The sequence below is a fragment of the Arthrobacter sp. BC5 genome (genome assembly GCF_056680255.1).
In genome coordinates, this window is sequence record NZ_CM155273.1 from 203,946 (window position 1) to 217,743 (window position 13,798).

16 protein-coding genes are annotated in these 13,798 nt (G+C 69.3%); 9 read left to right on the forward strand and 7 right to left on the reverse strand.

Annotated features, from left to right (window positions below):
* The first annotated feature begins 24 nt into the window (after nt 1–24).
* The 5 genes from AC1MFI_RS00745 (at nt 25) to AC1MFI_RS00765 (ending at nt 5,368) form a co-directional block, all read left to right on the forward strand.
* Complete coding sequence (locus tag AC1MFI_RS00745) at nt 25–750, forward strand: DUF4245 domain-containing protein (protein ID WP_479818823.1); 726 nt, start codon at nt 25–27, stop codon at nt 748–750.
* 26 nt (nt 751–776) lie between these two features.
* Nucleotides 777–1,391: a carbonic anhydrase gene (locus tag AC1MFI_RS00750; RefSeq protein ID WP_479818825.1), complete on the forward strand. Its 615-nt coding sequence runs from the start codon at nt 777–779 to the stop codon at nt 1,389–1,391.
* 22 nt (nt 1,392–1,413) lie between these two features.
* The gene (locus AC1MFI_RS00755) at nt 1,414–2,889 is read left to right on the forward strand and encodes a class II fumarate hydratase (RefSeq protein WP_479818827.1); all 1,476 of its coding nucleotides are present in this window, start codon (nt 1,414–1,416) and stop codon (nt 2,887–2,889) included.
* A 116-nt stretch (nt 2,890–3,005) separates the two neighbouring features.
* Nucleotides 3,006–3,677, forward strand: a complete 672-nt coding sequence (locus AC1MFI_RS00760) for a TetR/AcrR family transcriptional regulator (RefSeq protein ID WP_479818828.1) — start codon at nt 3,006–3,008, stop codon at nt 3,675–3,677.
* Complete coding sequence (locus tag AC1MFI_RS00765) at nt 3,674–5,368, forward strand: MDR family MFS transporter (RefSeq protein WP_479818830.1); 1,695 nt, start codon at nt 3,674–3,676, stop codon at nt 5,366–5,368. The genes AC1MFI_RS00760 and AC1MFI_RS00765 overlap by 4 nt, the downstream gene beginning before the upstream one ends.
* A gap of 12 nt (nt 5,369–5,380) precedes the next feature.
* Here the strand turns inward: AC1MFI_RS00765 and AC1MFI_RS00770 are convergent, their stop codons facing one another.
* Both AC1MFI_RS00770 and AC1MFI_RS00775 read right to left on the reverse strand, forming a co-directional pair.
* Nucleotides 5,381–5,851 (reverse strand): NUDIX hydrolase, encoded by a 471-nt coding sequence (locus AC1MFI_RS00770; protein ID WP_479818832.1) that lies wholly within the window; start codon nt 5,849–5,851, stop codon nt 5,381–5,383.
* Nucleotides 5,852–5,856: 5 nt separating this feature from the next.
* The gene (locus AC1MFI_RS00775) at nt 5,857–6,363 is read right to left on the reverse strand and encodes a prepilin peptidase (RefSeq protein ID WP_479818834.1); all 507 of its coding nucleotides are present in this window, start codon (nt 6,361–6,363) and stop codon (nt 5,857–5,859) included.
* A 57-nt stretch (nt 6,364–6,420) separates the two neighbouring features.
* Between AC1MFI_RS00775 and AC1MFI_RS00780 the strand changes: the two genes are divergently transcribed.
* Nucleotides 6,421–7,188 carry a hypothetical protein gene (locus tag AC1MFI_RS00780; protein WP_479818836.1) on the forward strand — a complete coding sequence of 256 codons (768 nt, stop codon included), beginning with the start codon at nt 6,421–6,423 and terminating at the stop codon, nt 7,186–7,188.
* Nucleotides 7,189–7,253: 65 nt separating this feature from the next.
* On the opposite strand, the gene AC1MFI_RS00785 is transcribed toward AC1MFI_RS00780, so the two are convergent.
* Both AC1MFI_RS00785 and AC1MFI_RS00790 read right to left on the reverse strand, forming a co-directional pair.
* Complete coding sequence (locus AC1MFI_RS00785; protein ID WP_479820960.1) at nt 7,254–8,573, reverse strand: PhoH family protein; 1,320 nt, start codon at nt 8,571–8,573, stop codon at nt 7,254–7,256.
* A 317-nt stretch (nt 8,574–8,890) separates the two neighbouring features.
* A complete protein-coding gene (locus AC1MFI_RS00790) occupies nt 8,891–9,658 on the reverse strand; it encodes an isoprenyl transferase (RefSeq protein ID WP_400484579.1) in 768 nt (255 codons plus the stop codon).
* A 190-nt stretch (nt 9,659–9,848) separates the two neighbouring features.
* On the opposite strand from AC1MFI_RS00790, the gene trhA reads away from it, so the two are divergent.
* Nucleotides 9,849–10,601: a PAQR family membrane homeostasis protein TrhA gene (gene trhA / locus AC1MFI_RS00795; protein ID WP_479818838.1), complete on the forward strand. Its 753-nt coding sequence runs from the start codon at nt 9,849–9,851 to the stop codon at nt 10,599–10,601.
* Between the two features lie 34 nt (nt 10,602–10,635).
* On the opposite strand, the gene AC1MFI_RS00800 is transcribed toward trhA, so the two are convergent.
* Both AC1MFI_RS00800 and mca read right to left on the reverse strand, forming a co-directional pair.
* A complete protein-coding gene (locus AC1MFI_RS00800; RefSeq protein ID WP_479818840.1) occupies nt 10,636–10,968 on the reverse strand; it encodes a hypothetical protein in 333 nt (110 codons plus the stop codon).
* A gap of 83 nt (nt 10,969–11,051) precedes the next feature.
* Entirely contained in the window at nt 11,052–11,975 is a 924-nt protein-coding gene (gene mca, locus AC1MFI_RS00805; protein ID WP_479818842.1) for a mycothiol conjugate amidase Mca, read from the reverse strand.
* Nucleotides 11,976–12,114: 139 nt separating this feature from the next.
* On the opposite strand from mca, the gene AC1MFI_RS00810 reads away from it, so the two are divergent.
* Both AC1MFI_RS00810 and greA read left to right on the forward strand, forming a co-directional pair.
* Nucleotides 12,115–12,480: a DUF4307 domain-containing protein gene (locus AC1MFI_RS00810; protein WP_479818844.1), complete on the forward strand. Its 366-nt coding sequence runs from the start codon at nt 12,115–12,117 to the stop codon at nt 12,478–12,480.
* 208 nt (nt 12,481–12,688) lie between these two features.
* A complete protein-coding gene (greA, locus tag AC1MFI_RS00815; protein WP_479818846.1) occupies nt 12,689–13,180 on the forward strand; it encodes a transcription elongation factor GreA in 492 nt (163 codons plus the stop codon).
* A gap of 24 nt (nt 13,181–13,204) precedes the next feature.
* Here greA and AC1MFI_RS00820 read toward each other — a convergent pair whose 3' ends face one another.
* Nucleotides 13,205–13,798 (reverse strand): rhomboid family intramembrane serine protease, encoded by a 594-nt coding sequence (locus AC1MFI_RS00820; protein ID WP_479818848.1) that lies wholly within the window; start codon nt 13,796–13,798, stop codon nt 13,205–13,207.

A 13,798-nucleotide genomic window follows, 5' to 3' on the forward strand; every position in this document is an offset into this window, starting at 1 on the left:
GCCCGCATCAGCGAAAATGGAGGGGTGAGCGATCAAGGCGATGAGCGGGCGACCCCAGGAACCGGTGAGGGCCGGGAGGTGGCTGCACGTCCGGTGCAGCAGGCCGGTGACGCACGGCTCGAAGCGGAACTGAACGACGACGCACCGCCCATCACGCTCACGCCGAACCAGGCCAAGCGAGCCAGTTCCACGGCGCGGGGGATGCTGATCGCCACGGGCGCGACCATCGCCGTCGTGCTTCCCGTCTATTTCCTGAATCCCACCTACACGGCCGAGACCTACCGTCGCGACATCGACGTCGAGACCGTCGCACGGCAGGCCGCGGGCGACGCCGGCTACCTGCCGGCCGCTCCGGCCCTGCCGGACGACTGGTCCTCGAACTACGCCCGCTGGGTGAGCGGCCGCAGCGACGGCGTCGACTTCTGGGAGGTCGGGTTCCTGACGGCGGACACCGGCTTCATCCAGCTCACCCAGACCGACGACGCGAATCCGACGTGGACCGCGCAGCGCGTCGGGGACGCGCAGGTCTCGGGCACGCGGACCATCGGCGGGCTCGAGTGGGAGCTGCTCGACGCACCCGACGGCGACACGGTGCTGACGTCGGAGGTCGACGGCGCGACGGTCATCCTGAACGGCGAGGCGGCCCTGACGGAGTTCGACACCCTCGGAGCGGCCGTGATCGAGGAGGTCCGCCGGAACGCGGTCGAGGAGGCCGAGCGCCTGTCATCTTCCGACACGGACGGCTCGTGACGGCCGGGAACAGTACAGTGGGCGGCGTGACTCAGCAACTGACCCCCGCCGCGGCCTGGCGCCGCCTGCAGGAGGGCAACGCCCGGTTCGTCGCCTCGGACGTCTCGCACCCGAACCAGGATGCGTCCCGCCGCACCGCCCTCGTGAACGACCAGAACCCGTTCGCCGTGATCTTCGGCTGCTCGGACTCGCGCCTGGCCGCGGAGATCATCTTCGACCTCGGTCTCGGCGACGTCTTCGTGGTGCGCACGGCGGGGCAGGTGATCGACGACGCCGTGCTCGGCTCGCTCGAGTACAGCGTCAGCGTCCTCGGCGTGCCGCTGATCGTGATCCTCGGACACGACAGCTGCGGCGCGGTCACGGCGACCATGAACGCCGTGGAGACCGGGGACATGCCCGTTGGGTTCATCCGGGATCTCGTGGAGCGCATCACGCCGTCGGTCCTGACCGCACGCAGGCAGGGCATCACCGACATCAACACGACGGTCATCGAGCACACGAAGCAGACCTCCGGGCGGCTCGTCGACAGTTCGCGGGTGATCGCGGAGGCCGTGGAGAACGGTTCCGTCGCCGTCATCGGCGTCTCCTACCGCCTGGACGAGGGCAAGGCCGTCCTCGTGTCAGGATTTGGTGCACTGTAGCGCTGAAGGCGAGAATTGCGGCATGACTCCAACGCCTGCAGCCAGCCCTGAATCCAGCTCGACGACCGGCGCCGCGCCCGGCACGGAGGGTGCGGAGTACCGCATCGAGCACGACACGATGGGCGAGGTGCGCGTCCCGGTCAACGCCCTGTACCGCGCGCAGACGCAGCGTGCCGTCGAGAACTTCCCGATCTCCGGCACGACGCTGGAGCGTGCGCACATCGAGGCGCTGGCCCGGATCAAGAAGGCGGCGGCGACCGCCAACGCCGAACTCGGCGTCCTCGACGCGGAGCGCGCGCGGGCCATCGAGGCGGCCGCCGAGGACGTGGCCGCGGGCAGGTACGACGGCGACTTCCCGGTCGACATCTACCAGACCGGCTCGGGCACCTCGTCGAACATGAATGCCAACGAGGTCATCGCGACGCTCGCCAGCCGCGCGCTCGAGGCGGCCGGCAGCAGCACGCAGGTCCACCCGAACGACCACGTCAACGCATCGCAGTCCTCCAACGACGTGTTCCCGACCTCCGTCCACGTCGCCGCGACGTCCGCCCTCGTCAAGGACCTCATCCCGGCCCTGGCGCACCTCGCCGAGGCGCTGGAGCGCAAGGCGGCCGAGTTCAGCACCGTCGTGAAGTCCGGTCGGACGCACCTCATGGATGCGACGCCGGTCACGCTGGGCCAGGAGTTCGGCGGCTACGCTGCGCAGGTCCGCTACGGGATCGAGCGCATCGAGGCGTCGCTCCCCCGCGTCGCCGAGGTGCCGCTGGGCGGCACCGCGGTGGGCACGGGCATCAACACCCCGGCAGGCTTCTCGGCGCGCGTCATCGAACTCCTCGCCGAGGACACCGGGCTCCCCCTCACCGAGGCGCGCGACCACTTCGAGGCTCAGGCCAACCGGGATTCCCTCGTCGAGGTCTCGGGCATGCTGCGCACGATCGCCGTCTCGCTGACGAAGATCCACAACGACCTGCGCTGGCTGGGCTCGGGTCCGAACACGGGCCTCGGCGAGATCGCTCTCCCCGACCTGCAGCCCGGTTCGTCCATCATGCCCGGCAAGGTGAACCCGGTGATCGCCGAAGCCGTGATCATGGTGTGCGCGCAGGTGGTGGGCAACGACGCCACGGTTGCGTGGTCCGGTACCAACGGTGCGTTCGAGCTGAATGTGGGCATCCCCGTGATCGCCCGCAACGTCCTGGAGTCCATCCGCCTCCTGAGCACTTCGACCAGGGTCTCGGCCGACCGCATGATCGACGGCATCACGGCGAACGTCGAGCGCGCACGCTTCCTGGCCGAGGCATCGCCCTCCATCGTGACGCCGCTGAACAAGTACATCGGCTACGAGAACGCGGCGAAGATCGCCAAGAAGGCCGTGGCCGAGGGTCTCACCGTGCGCGAGGCGGTCCTCGCCCTCGGCTTCGTGGAACGCGGAGAACTCACCGAGGAGCAGCTCGACTCGGCCCTCGACGTGCTGTCGATGACGCGGCCTCCCCAGGCCTAGCAGGCCGGAGGCATCATCGTCCAAAAAGGGGCGCACCGTCGGGGTGCGCCCCTTTCTCGTCCATCCGCCCGCCCCCGTATTTGCACCATGGCATGCTGAGTGCAATTATGTACTCCGTGAGCGATAGTGCAATAAATGAGGACGTCGGGCTGCGGGAGCGCAAGCGCCGCCAGAGAAGGACCTCCCTCGTCTCGGTGGCCCGGCGGATGACGCTGGAGCACGGGCTCACCGGTTTCACGGTGGAGCAACTGTGCGAGGAGGTCGGCATCTCCCGCCGGACGTTCTTCAACTACTTCCCCTCCAAGGAGGACGCGATCCTCGGCTACTCCGAGGAGGGGCTCTCCGAGGACCTGCTGACGGACTTCCTCGACTCCGGCAGGCGCACGCCGCCGCTTCCGCTCCTCGACGCCCTCACCACGCTGTTCGTCGAGTTCGGCAGCAGGATGGGCATCTCCCGCGAGGAGTACGAGACCATGTCCGCCATCTTCCACCAGGAGCCGCAGCTCCTGGCCCGGATGTTCGCCCGGTCGGAGTCGAAGTCGCAGCTCCTGACCGGTCTCATCGCGAGGCGGGAGGGCCTGGCCGCGGACCACCCGACCGCCCGGGTGGCCACCTTCGTGTTCGGCGAGATCGCCCGCAGGTCCCTGGACGAGTTCTTCGCCGAGGGCAACGACCTGACCTACGCGCAGGTCTTCCGCCGCACGGTCGACGCCCTGCACTACCTCTTCACCTCCCCTGCTCCGCGGGTATCCTCCGATCGGCCCTCCCAGAACCAGGAACCAGCATGAGTACGACGACGGCGCCGGACGGCCCGCTCCTCCTGACGCAGAAGCGCATCTGGATCATCTTCTCGGCCCTCATCGCCGGAATGCTGCTCTCCAGCCTCGACCAGACCATCGTCTCCACCGCCATGCCCACCATCGTGGGCCAGCTCGGCGGCGTGGAGCACCAGACCTGGATCACGACGGCGTACCTCCTCGCCACCACGATCGTGATGCCCATCTACGGCAAGTTCGGCGACGTCCTCGGACGCCGCAACCTGTTCCTCTTCGCCATCGCACTCTTCACCATCGCGTCCATCGGCTGCGCCTTCGCCACCGATTTCTGGGCCTTCGTGATCTTCCGGGCCATCCAGGGACTGGGTGGTGGCGGGCTGATGATCCTGTCCCAGGCGATCATCGCGGACATCGTGCCCGCCAACGAACGCGGCAAGTACATGGGCCCCCTCGGCGGCATCTTCGGCCTCAGCGCCGTCGCCGGCCCGCTCCTCGGCGGCTACTTCGTCGACCACCTGACCTGGAACTGGGCGTTCTACATCAACATCCCGGTCGGTGTCGCGGCCTTCGCGATCGCCTGGTTCACGCTGCGCCTGCCATCGAAGAAGGCGACACGGCGCATCGACATCCCGGGCGTCGTCCTGCTGTCCATCGCCACGACCTGCCTCATCTTCTTCACGGACTTCGGCGGCGACGCCGCGGAGGGCTGGACCTCGCCGCTCACGTGGTCCTTCGGCGCCGGCATGGTCCTCTCGGTGATCGCCTTCATCCTGGTGGAGCGCCGCGCCGAGGACCCGATCATCCCGCTGGAACTCTTCCGCAACCGTACGTTCGTCACCAGCACCGGCATCGGCCTGACGCTGGGCCTCGGGATGTTCGCCGCGCTGGCCTTCATGCCCACCTTCCTGCAGATGGCCTCCGGCACCTCGGCGGCCGTCTCCGGTCTTCTCCTCGTCCCGATGATCGTGGGCCTCATGGGCACCTCCATCTACTCGGGCATCGCGATCTCGCGCTCCGGCCGGTACCGCAAGTACCCGATCATCGGTGTATCGCTGACACTCGCGACACTCCTCTGGATGTCCACCCTCACGGCGGCCACGCCCATCTGGGTCATCTGCACCATGCTGTTCTTCTTCGGCGCGGGCCTCGGACTCATCATGCAGGTCATCGTCCTGGTGGTGCAGAACTCCGTGGCCCCGACCATGATCGGCGTCGCCACGAGCACCAACAACTACTTCCGCGAGGTCGGGGCAGCACTCGGCGTGGCCGTCTTCGGGGCGATCTTCACAAGCCGCCTCACCGAGCGGCTGAACGGGACGTTCGCATCCTTCGGCGCGAGCCCCGAGGATGCAGGACAGGCGACCTCGACCCTGGACCCGGCAGCCCTGAACGCCCTGCCGGGCCAGGTGCGGGACGCCGTCGTGGGCGATTACGCCGAATCGCTGGCGCCCGTGTTCCTGTACCTCGTGCCGTTCCTGGTCATCGCCCTGGTCCTCGCGCTCCTGCTGCGGGAGATCCCCCTGTCCGAGACCTCGGGCATGGTGGCGCGCGGCGAGGCCGTCGGCGGCGAGGAGGCCCTCCGCCTGGAGCGCGAGCGTGCTGCCGGAATCAACGGCGCCGGCGCGTCCGGCGCGTCCCCTGCGTCCCCGCTGGGGCAACGCGCAGGCGCGTCGGCCACGGGGACCGAGCACCCCGACTCCTGACGCTCCGGCGGGTCAGGAGACGAAGCGCGTGACGCCGTCGAACGAGCGGGCCGCCTGCACGAGTGCGAGGTGGCGTGGATTGAGCTCCGGCAGCCCGTCCAGGGGGAACCAGCGGACGTCGAGTGACTCGTCGTCGTTCACCCGGGCGGTCCCGCTGACCCACCTGCACCGGAAATCGAGGGTCAGGAAGGTGCAGACGTCCCCGTTCGGGAAGGTGATGGGACCGACGACCCCGGTGTCGAGCAGGGCTTCGACCTCCACGACCACACCGGTCTCCTCCTCGACCTCCCGCCGGAGCGCGACGGCCGGTTCCTCCCCGGGGTCGACCATGCCGGTGATGATGGTCCACCTGCCGTTGTCGGCACGCTTCCCGAGGAGCACGTGTCCGTCGTCGTCGAACACCACGCCGCCCACGCCCGGCAGCCACAGCGGGTCATGACCGATCTTCCGGCGCAGGGCGACGACGAATTCGGGAGTAGGCACGCTTTTCAGGGTAGTACAGCGAGCGCGAGTGCTGTTCCCGCGATGAGGAACGGCCCGAACGCCACCGAGGAGCGGAGCGTCGCCCTCCGCGCTGTGAGGAGCGCCAGGCTCCAGAGCCCGCCGAGGACGACGGCGAGGAAGGGCCCCCACACCAGTTCGGCACCACCCGCGAAGCCCAGGTAGAGCCCCAGCAGCCCGGCCAGCTTGACGTCGCCGAAGCCGAGTCCCCGCCTGTGCAGCAGATGCAGCAGCGCGAAGCCTGCCCACAGGGCGGCCCCGCCGCCGAGCATCCCGAGGATGCGGTGCCAGTCGCCGGCCGTCGCGGCGGCCGCTCCGAGCAGGAGGACCGCCGCCGGATACGACGGCAGGACGATCCGGTCGGGGAGGCGATGGGTGCGCCAGTCGATCACGGCAAGCCACGCACCGACCACCGAGAAGGCGGCGAGCGCCCCGGCGAGGAGGCAGAAGGCGGCGGGCTCCTCCCCCAGGTATCCAGCGAGCACGGCGGTCACGGTCCCACGCTACGCGAGGGCCCGGAGCACGCACTGCAGGACGGCTACACTGTGCAGATGTCGGCCCTGAGCAGTTCCAGCTCCGCATCCCCGTCCGCGGAGACCTTCCGCTCGCTCTGCCGTTCCTCCCCCTGGCGCTGGGAGACCCTGCGCTTCACCATCACCTGGCGCGCGCCCTCGGACCAGGGCCTCGATACCCCTCCGCCCCTGAAGGCCTGGCTGCGCCGGCCCGCGGCGCTGCGCGTGGAGGCCGCCGACGGGACGCTGCTCCATTCGACGACCGGCAACGAACGCTCACGGGACGCGCTGTATGTGAGCGCCACCCGGAAATCCTGGCTCCTCGCGCCGCGCCTCGTGACACCCGTGTACGACCACTCCGGTCTGGTACGGCGGCGTCCGGAGGCCGATTACGGCGAGGCGGCCTTCGGCGATCCGCGCTGGTCCTCGATGCTCGACCCCGTGGAACTGGCGGGTAACGCGCCCGTGTCGATGGACTTCCCCGGTGCGAACCGTGTGGAGGTGTACGACCTCGCGGAGGAGACGTTCGCGGGCAGGCCCGCCCTCGCGGCGACCGTCACGCCCAACGCCTCCTACCAGCCGGCAGCATCGGGCCGTCCTTTGGTGGGCGGGGTCCCCACCCGCGTGGTCATCGACGTCGGAACCGCCGTGTGCGTCTCGACGACGGCCCTCGACGGGCCGCTCCGCGGAGCCGGCCATGACCTGCAGATCCTCGGCGTGGACGAGTACCTGACGGACGACTACTTCCGCGCGGCACCGCCGGAGCTCACCGACGTCAGCAGGCACGTTCCCTGGGTGGTCGGCTAGCAGCACCGTCCCGGGATCGTCTGCCGGCCGGCAGACCCGGCGGCCAGGCCTCCAGCAGCAGCGGGCTAGATCTCCGCTCCCTCGAGCAGCTCGGTCACAAGGGCCGCGATCGGCGAGCGCTCCGAGCGCGTCAGCGTGACGTGCCCGAAGAGCGGATGTCCCTTGAGGGTCTCGACGACGGCCGCGATGCCGTCGTGGCGTCCCACGCGCAGGTTGTCGCGCTGCGCGACGTCGTGGGTCAGGACGATCTTCGAGTTCTGCCCGATGCGGCTCATCACGGTGAGGAGCACGTTCTTCTCGAGGGACTGCGCCTCGTCCACGATCACGAAGGAGTCGTGCAGGCTCCGGCCGCGGATGTGGGTGAGCGGCAGCACCTCCAGCATCCCGCGGTCCATGACCTCCTCCACGACCTCCTGGGAGACGAGTGCGCCGAGGGTGTCGAAGACGGCCTGCGCCCAGGGATTCATCTTCTCGTTCTCGCTGCCGGGCAGGTAGCCGAGTTCCTGGCCGCCCACGGCGTAGAGGGGGCGGAAGACCACCACCTTGCGGTGCTCGCGGCGTTCGAGGACCGCCTCGAGGCCTGCACACAGCGCGAGGGCGGACTTGCCCGTGCCGGCGCGTCCGCCGAGGGAGACGATCCCGACCTCGGGGTCCAGGAGGAGATCGATGGCGAGGCGCTGCTCCGCGGAGCGGCCGTGCAGTCCGAAGACGTCGCGATCGCCGCGCACCAGCCGGACCTGCTTGTCCGCCCCGACCCGACCGAGCGCCGAGCCCCGCGGCGAGAGCATGATGACACCCGTGTTGACGGGCTGCTCGGCGGCGGCCGGCGTGAAGACCGCCTCGTGGTCGTACAGCGCGTTGACCTCCTCCACGCTCGCGTCGAGTTCCGCCACCCCGGTCCAGCCCGAATCCTTGACGAATTCGTTGCGGTACTCGTCGGCCTGCAGTCCCATGGCGGAAGCCTTGACGCGCATCGGCAGGTCCTTGGAGACCACCGTGACGTTCCGCCCCTCCGCGGCGAGGTTCTTGGCGACCGCGAGGATGCGCGAGTCGTTGTCGCCGCTCCTGAACCCGACGGGCAGCACCTCCGGCGACACGTGGTTCAGCTCGACGCGCAGCGTTCCGCCCGCTTCCCCGAGGGCGACGTCCGAGTCGAGACCTCCGTTCTCCACCCGCAGGTCGTCCAGCAGCCGAAGGGCCTTCCGCGCGAAGTAGCCGAGCTCCGGATCGTGGCGCTTGCCCTCGAGTTCGGTGATGACGACGACGGGCAGGATCACTTCGTGTTCCGCGAATCGCAGGACGGCGCGGGGGTCGGACAACAGCACCGACGTGTCGATGACGTAGCTGCGGCGGTCCTCGGCGCGGACTCCGCCGGTGTCAGCCACGGTCGGCGCCGCATCCCTGATCGCAGCACCGGTCCCGGTGCTGCCGGCGTCCTGCTGGGAGGTGTTCGTTGTAGCCACGTGGACTCCGCTCCGGGGTGAGCACACCCCGAATTCGTAGGGTTGGGGTTGCTCGCTCCGGCCTGGAGGCCGGGCACGGCCTCCCCGACTCGTACGAGATGCCTGTCAGCACCGTCGGCGTCATCAGCGGCCTTCCGTCGACGGTTTTCTGGACTCCCGTCGATGGCTCGACACTACGCCGTCCCGGGGGTCCGGCACAGGACTCTTCCCCGCGTTGATTGTTAAGGGCTGATGAACTCTCAGGAACCGAAGCGCCGCTGCCGCCGGCCGAAGTCCCGCAGGGCGCGGAGGAAGTCGACGCGCCGGAAATCGGGCCAGAGCGCCTCGCAGAAGTAGAACTCGCTGTAGGCGCTCTGCCACATGAGGAAGCCGGACAGCCGCTGCTCCCCGGAGGTCCGGATGACGAGGTCGGGGTCCTGCTGCCCACGGGTGTACAGGAACGAGGAGATGTGCTGGTCCGTCATCTCCTCGGCGAGCGTCTCGAGGGACATCCCCTTCGCGGCCGCATCGCGCATGAGCTCCTTGACGGCGTCGACGATCTCGCGCCGACCGCCGTAGCCCACGGCGACGTTGACGTGGATGCCGTCGATCTTCTCCGTGGACGCCGCCAGGCTGACCAGCTTGGCGCTCAGGTCGTCCGGCAGGAGGTCCAGGGCTCCGACGGGCTGGACCCGCACACGGTTGCTCTCGCCCAGCCGGTCCAGGGTGTTGGCGATGATGTCGAGAAGCTGGTCGATCTCCTCCTGGGGCCGCCCCATGTTGTCGGTGGACAGCATGTAGAGCGTGACGACGTCGACCCCGAGTTCCTCGCACCAGCCGAGGAACTCGTGGATCTTGTCCGCGCCGGCCTGGTGCCCGTGGCTCGTGGGGGCTCCCGCGAGCTTCGCCCACCGCCGGTTGCCGTCCACCATGACGCCGATGTGGTGGGGGATGCGCTCGGGGGCCAGGTTCCGCTGCAGCCTGCGCTCGTAGAAGCTGTAGCCGACTTCGGGGAACTTCCACGTCACGCCGGGTGCCCTCCCCTGATCCATGCTCCGGCTCGGCCGGAGGAATTCTCGACTCGGGACGCCTGCGCCCCGGATACCTTTCCTACCGTACCGGCAGTTGCATCACAACGGCCTGCATCGACCCGGGCCGCTGGTCCCGCCCACGTGGTACCGGCCGGTGGCTACGAGGGCCTTGAGCTAGAATTCCCGCATGACCCCGCGCCATCCGGACCCCGTTCCAGGCCCCTCGGATCCCGCCGGTCACCGCGACACGGCACTCCGGGACACTGTCACATCGCTGGCAGGCCCGCTCGCCGACTCATTGGCCACCAAGCCCCTCTGGCGCGGCTGGATCCACGCCGTCGCCACTCCCCTGGCGGTCGTGGCGGGCGTGGTCCTCGTGGTCCTCGCGCCGACGACGGGTCTCCGGGTCGCATCCGCCATCTATGCGCTGACGGGTGTCCTGCTGTTCGGCGTGAGTGCGGTGTATCACCGGGGGAACTGGAGCCCGGGCGTGAAGGTCGTCCTCAAACGGCTCGACCACACCAACATCATGCTCGTGATCGCCGGGTCCTACACACCGCTCGCCTGGGCGCTGCTCGAGCGCGGCCAGGCACACACCCTGCTCTGGATCATCTGGGGCGGCGCCCTCGCGGGCGTCCTGTTCCGGAACCTGTGGGTCGACGCGCCGCGCTGGCTCTACGTTCCGGTCTACGTGGCGCTGGGGCTCGGCTCCGTGTTCTACATGCCCGATTTCTTCGCCGCCAACGTAGCCGCCGCGGTACTGATCTGCGTGGGCGGCGTCCTCTACATCGCCGGAGCGGTGTTCTACGGCATCAAGCGGCCCAACTTCTCGCTGCGCGTGTTCGGCTTCCACGAGCTCTTCCACGCCTTCACGGTGGCTGCGTTCGCGGCGCACTTCGTCGCGATCACGCTGGCCGTCCTGGACCCGGTCGGGGGCTGATCCGCCCGCCGTGGCTGCCGCGGCCGCCGCGCCGTCAGCGGTTGTCCGGTCCGTGCTTCCCGCCGGGCATGCCACGGCCCGCATCGTCCGGGCCCGGGGCGGGGCGCTGCGGGTCCGTCACGGCCGGGTCCGAGCCCGTCGCAGCCCCCTCCCGCCGGCCGCGGGCCTGCTCCACCTCGGCGGTGTAGCGGACGCGCCGGATGCGCTTGACCATGTCCCGGATCAGGAAGATCACCAGTACGACGACGAACAGCGTCGCGAGGAAGCCCAGCGTCCCGGGGGTGACCGACGAGGGATCGAGGCCCGGTTTCAGCGTCGGATCCCCCGACGGCGTCGTCGCTGCAGCCAGGCTGAGGTCAAGGAACACGCATGCACCACTTTCGAAGCTCACAGCGGATCAGGGTTGCCCGCCGCCTGTAATTCTACGCAGGATAGAAATCCCGCGCGGACCTAGGCGTCGGGTGTCACGCCGGCGAAGAAGTCGTCCTCCGGGAGCTGCGTGCCGACCCGCGACGTGATGAGCGAGTAGTCCTCCCACGGCCAGACCCTCTGCTGCATCTCCACGGAGACCGCGAAGAAGAACCCCTCGGGGTCCACCTGGGTCCGGTGCGCGAGCAGGGCCCGCTCGCGGTTCCCGAAGAAGTCGCCGCAATCGATCTGCGTGGTGGTCGGGTGGACGGGAACGGGAGGCTGGTGGCCCTCCGCGTCCGCCTCGAGCCACTGTGCGAGTCGCTCGGCGTACGGAGACTGGAGGCCCGCCTCCTCGAGGGCGAAGTGCAGCGCGCGGAAACGCTCGGGGTTGAAGGCCCGGTCGTAGTAGAGCTTGGACACGCTCCAGGCCTCGCCCGTTCCCGGGTAGCGTTCCGGATCTCCTGCAGCCTCGAACGCCTCCACGGCGACGCGATGCGCCATGATGTGGTCGGGGTGCGGGTAGCCGCCGTTCTCGTCGTAGCTGATGATGACGTGCGGACGGAACTCGCGCACGAGCTTCACGAGGGGCGCAGCCGCGTGCTCGAGGGGCTGGAGCGCGAAGCAGCCGAAGGGCAGATCCGGGAGCGGATCGCCCTCGGGCAGGCCGGAGTCCGTGAAGCCGAGCCACCGCTGCTGCACGCCGAGCTCGGCGACGGCACGGTCCATCTCGATCCGGCGCAGCCCGGGGAGGTCCCGCTTGCCGTGGGGGTCGTCGTCCATCGCCGCATTCAGGATGTCCCCGCGTTCACCTCCGGTGCACGTCGCGACCATGACCTCGGCTCCCGCCGCGACATAGGACGCCATCGTGGCGGCGCCCTTGCTCGATTCGTCGTCCGGGTGGGCATGGACCGCGAGGAGGCGGAAGCCCTCACGCGACACGCGGGGATGATCCTGGCTTGGCAACACGTGCTCCTGGCTCTTCGGGGGGAGCGGCCGAACATGGGCCGCCCGGGGCGGACGGTAAAATGGGAGCGTGAGCTCCGCCTATACGCCAACACCAAGAGTAGCCAATCGCTACGGCACCCCAAAGCCGGGGAAACCGATGGCCCGCGTGCGGATGCTGGTCATCGCGGTGCTCCTGGCCGCCGTCGCCGCCGTCGCCGCCGTCGCGCTGGGCACGGGCGGCCCCGCCGTGTCCTCCAAGGACGTCGGGTTCTCCCTCGCCTCCGACGGGCGGGCGAGCGTGGACTTCGAGGTGACGAAGGACCGCTCCGCCACCGCGCAGTGTGCCGTGCAGGTGCTCAGCGAGAACTACGCGGTGGTCGGCTGGAAGGTCGTGACCATCGGGCCGAACAGCGCGGAGGACGGCGCCAACGACGGCAGCACGACGGCGCACCGCACCGATGTCCGCACCGATTCTCCCGCCGTCTCCGGTGGCGTCAACGCCTGCTGGATCCTGGAGGACTGAGCGCACCCCCCGGGCCCCTCTTGGGATCCGGCCCTCCCCCCTCTAGAATGGAGGGATACGTATCGCCCCGCTTCACCGGCGTACCGGCCTACCGGTCCCACGAGGCGGGGTGTTTGCTTGCCGGTGGTGATGGCTCTGCCATCACCACCGGCGAGTGACCAAGTGCCTCCACCGGACCAGATGGGGGCCGTACCTAAGGAGTTATCCCGTGTCCACTAACAGCGCCTCCGTCGCCTGGCTCACGCAGGAGTCCTACAACCGGCTCAAGAGCGAACTGGAGCACCTGTCCGGTCCCGGCCGGACCGAGATCGTCGCCAGGATCGAGCAGGCCCGCTCCGAGGGCGACCTCAAGGAGAACGGCGGCTACCACGCGGCCAAGGAGGAGCAGGGCAAGGCAGAGGCGCGGATCCGCCAGCTCACCCACCTGCTCAACAACGCGCATGTCGGCGAGGCTCCGGCGGACAACGGCGTCGTCGAGCCGGGCATGATGGTGTCCGCGAAGATCGCGGGCGACGTCGAGAACTTCCTGCTGGGCAGCCGCGAGGTGGCCGGTGACACCGATGTCGACGTCTACAGCGAGAAATCCCCGCTCGGTGCCGCCATCCAGGGCAAGAAGGCCGGCGACACCGTCACCTACACCGCTCCCAACGGCAAGCAGATCACCGTCGAGATCATCTCGGCCACTCCCTACGCCGGCTGACGACGCGCCGCCGGCCTGCGCCGGTCACGCGGAGAAGCGGTCCGTCCCTCCGGGGGCGGACCGCTTCCGTTTGAGCAGGAACGCGGCGAGGATTCCACCGAGCGCCCCGAAGAGGTGTGCCTGCCAGGAGATGTTCGATCCGAACCGCGGCAGGATCCCCCACAGGAGGGAGCCGTACGCGGCGAACAGGACGACGGCGAGCAGGATCTGCTTCCAGTCGCGGTTGTAGAAGCCGCGGGTGATGAGGTAGGTGAAGAGGCCGAACACCACGCCCGAGGCACCGATGGTCAGTCCGCCGCCGAACAACCATGCACCGATGCCGGAGGCCAGCCAGCTGGTACCGACGGCGACGGCGAAGCGCCGCGCGCCCTCGAGGAAGGCGAGGAAGCCCAGGACCAGCAGGGGCAGGCTGTTGCCCACCAGGTGCTGGACGCCCCCGTGGAGGAACGGCGAGAAGAGCACGCCGTCGAGGCCGTCGACCCGCCGCGGGGCGATGGCGAGGGTCCTCACGAGCAGGTTGCCGAGCACCGCGTCCAGCACGAACACGGCCCACATCACGGCCACGAGGCCGACGACGGTGACGAGCCCTGCCTGCGCCCGGCGCGCGAGTGGTCCCAT